At 62.4% G+C, this 3738-nt stretch carries 1 pseudogene; it reads right to left on the bottom strand.

Annotation, left to right across the window (positions count from 1 at the left end):
- Nucleotides 1-3738 (bottom strand): annotated as a pseudogene (locus tag OGL93_RS22035) (cadherin-like domain-containing protein); the annotation flags it as partial.

The following is a 3738-nucleotide window of genomic DNA, read 5'->3' as shown; positions in this document are numbered from 1 at the left end:
GGGGTGATCGCCAGGGTCGGTGCGTCGTTGACCAAGGTCACGGTCGGCGTGGCGCTGTCGTAGCCGCTGGCACTGCCATCGCTGACGGTCAATTGGATGGCAGGCAGTTGATGCCCACCATTTACATAGGCAGCGCCTTTTTCGGTCAGCACTACGGTAAGGCCATCGATGGCGTAGTAGCCGGCCGAGTTGCTGTTGCCGAGGAATTTCACAGTAAGGGCGTCGCCCTCCTCGTCGGCAATCACAAAGTTGCCGGCGACCGTGCCTGCATGGGCGGTGTTTTCAACGATGTTGGTGGCACTGACGTCGATAGTCGGCGCGTCGTTGACGAGGGTGACCTTCGGAGTCGCTGCGTCAGTCCCGGTCAGTTGGCCATCAGACACCGTCAGTTGAACCTGCGGCAGCGTATGCCCGCTGTTGACGTAGTCGGCGCCCTTCTGGGTCAGCAATACGAGGTTGCCCACGATGCTGTAGTACCCGTCGGCGTTGCTGTTGCCGGTGAAGCTGACCGTCAGCTTGTCGCCTTCTTCGTCGGCGGTGCTGAACACGGCTGCGGCCATGCCTTTGAAGGTCAGATTTTCAATCAGTGGAAGGCCGGTGACGCTGATGGTTGGCGCATCGTTGACCAGAGTCACCGTAGGCGTACCGGTGGCGTGGCTGGTCAGTTGACCATCGGAGACGGTCAGGTCGATCTTCGGCAGTTGGTTGCCGGCGTTGACGTATGCCGCGCCTTTATCAGTCAGCACCACCTGGTTGCCGGAGAGGGTGTAGTAGCCGGCGGAGTTGCTGCTGCCGGTGAATTTCACGGTAAGGGCGTCGCCCTCTTCGTCGGCGGTTTTGAAGTTCGCGGCAACGGTACCGGCCGTGGCGGTGTTCTCGACGATAGTGGTCGGCGACACGCTGATGGTTGGCGCATCGTTCACCAGGGTCACACCCGGCGTGGCGCTGGCCGAGCCGGTCAGGCTGCCGTCGCTGACGGTCAGGTCCACCTTCGGCAGGGCATGGCCACCGTTGACGTAATCGGCGCCGGTTTGGGTCAGAACCACCTTGCCACCGACCAGGGCGTAGTAACCCGCGGCGTTGCTGCTGCCGGTAAAGCTGACGGTGAGGTTGCTGCTATCTACGTCTGCGGTGGTGTAGGTCGCGGCGGTGTCGCCCGCCTTGGCGGTGTTCTCGACGAAGTTGTTGGCAGTTACCGCAATGGTCGGCGCGTCGTTGACGGCGGCCACATGGACGACCAGGTCCTGGCTCACGCTTTGCGGGGCGGCATTGCCGTCCTGGGCCGTCGCGGTAACGGTCAGGGTGAAGTCGCCGTTAACGTTGGTTGGGGCGGTGAACTTCACCGCCGACAGGTTCCAACCGGTCACGTCGACGGTGCCGTCGGCACCAACGGTGACCGTGTGCGCGCTGGTGCCGTCGGTGAGCACAGAGCCTTGCGGCACCTTGCTGATTTTCACCGTCAGGGTTTCCGAGCCGTCCACGTCGGTGGTGGCCGCCTTGATGGTGGACAACAGGATCGGCTGGTCTTCCACGCCGCTGTTGCGGGTTTCCACTACCTGGATGTTGTCCAGCACACCACCGGTGCTGTTTTTGTCCACAGCCACGAATTCCAGCTTCTGGCTGCCGTCGGTGCTGACCGGCAGGGTCAGCGTGTAATGGGTCATGCCGGCGCTGCTGGCGTTCAGCGTGGTGATCAGCTGGCCGCCCCAGAAGACATTAATCTTCGAATCGCCCAGATTGCTGCTGCGAGGGGAGTAGTCGAAGGACACGGTGTAGGTGGCGCCCGCCTGGGTGCTCACACTGGTGTACAGGTTGCTTGGGTCCCCTGCATCGCGCTCCAGCTCGATGACTTGGCTGGTGGTTTGCGCGCCGTAGGTAGTGCCCGAGCCGATTTCAACGGTGTTGCCGCTGTTGTCGGTATGCCATTCACCACTGCCCAGCTTGCTCGCGTCGACCTTGCCATGGCCACCGGTGGCCACTTCCTGGAAGTTGGTGGACGCCAGGGTGCTCTGGCCGATCAGGCTCAAGGTGGGGATATCGGTGACCGGGTTGACGGTCACCACGATATTGCCGCTGCTGGTGATGGTGTTGCCGTTGGCGGTCTCGGTGGAGGTGCCGGTAACCGTCAGGGTGTAGGTGCCGCTGGCATCCTTGGTGGCGGTGAAGCTGATGTTCTTGAGGTTCCACGCACTCACGTCCACGGTGCCGTCGCCACCGGCCACGGCGGTGTAGCTGTGAGTGCCGTCGGTCAGGGTGGCGCCCAGCGGGATGCCGCTGATGACTGTGGTATGGGTCTCCGAACCGTCGTTGTCGGTGTAGCTGGCAACAGTGCCCAGCGCGATCGAGGTGTCTTCGTCACCCGATACCGCGCGGGCTTCGACAATTACCGCGGCATCGGCAACCGGCACTACCGTCACATTGAGCGTGGCGGTGCTGCTGGCGCTGCTGCCATTGGCAATTTCAGTAGAGGTCGCCGTGACGCTCAAGCTGATAGTGCCGCTGTAGTTCTGCGGCGGAGTCAGGCTCAGGGTGCTCAGGTCCCAAGTGCTGACATCAACGGTGCCATCTCCACCGGCCACGGCGGTATAGCTGTTTTTGCCATCCGTGAGGGTCACGCCTTCGGGGATGCCCGAGATAGTGGTTTTCAGCGTCTCGGAGCCGTCGGTGTCAACCAGCGAAGCGTTGATGGTGCTCAGCTTGATGCTGCTGTCTTCGGCACCGTGGTTAAGGGCATAGCCAGCGTAGTAACCCTCGCCATTGGCATCCACATGCGCGATCACGTCCAGGCCCGGGGTGATGATGTCGGCGATGTTGCCGTAGATCGGGTAGTTTTCTCCGTTCAACGGCTTGGCCGCGCCACCATCCACCGCCAGCAGCACGTTGTAGTTACCCGGGCCGTTCTGGTTGTAGTGATAAACGTCCAGCGTGTAGAAACCGGTCACGCTTGGCGTGACGCTGCCACTGAAACCGCCGTTCCAGGTGCCCGAAGCCACCAGGTTGCCACCGACGGTAACGGCCATGCTGTCATCGACAGCGCCGCTGAAGCTGTAGGTGTGGCCCGCTTCGAGGAAGATCACCCCGGAGGTTTTGCTGGCCACGCCCTGGGCCACGTCAGCATCGCTTACGCCCTGTACCACGGTACCTGGAACGGACTTGTCCGCGCCGCCAATGCTGCTGACCAACGATGCCGCCGGCGCACCGCCACCGCTACCTTCCATGCCGGTGAGGCCGGTCCAGGTCTGCTTGACCAGGCCGGTGGAAACGACGTTGTCGGGGGTGATCGACAAGTGCGGTGCATCAGCGACCGGGGTGACATTGACCACGATGTTGCCGGAGGTAATGCCGGTGCTGCTGTTGGCGGATTCAGCGGCGGTGCCAGTAACGGTTAGGGTATAGCTGCCGCTGGCGTTGGCCGGTGCGGTGAAGCTGATCCCAGAGAGGTTCCAGTCGCTTACGTCGGCCGTACCGTCGCCACCCGCCACGGCGGTGTAGCTGTGGGTGCCGTCAGTGATGGTGGCGCCGACCGGGATGCCGCTGATAACGGTGGTATGGGTTTCCGAGCCATCGTTATCGGCGTAGGTAGCCACGGTGCCCAAGGCGATCGAGGTGTCTTCGTCGCCGGTGACTTCATGGGTAACCACAGTCGGCGCATCGGCTACTGGGGTTACGTTGACCACAATATTCCCAACAGTGGTCGCGGTGCTGTTGTTAGCGGTTTCGACGGAAGTGCCAGTCACA

It is taken from the genome of Pseudomonas sp. RIT-PI-S, from assembly GCF_025642975.1.
In the GTDB taxonomy this organism is placed as follows: domain Bacteria; phylum Pseudomonadota; class Gammaproteobacteria; order Pseudomonadales; family Pseudomonadaceae; genus Aquipseudomonas.
The sequence above is the reverse complement of the archived record's forward strand: the minus strand, read 5'-3'. Positions and strand labels throughout refer to the sequence as shown.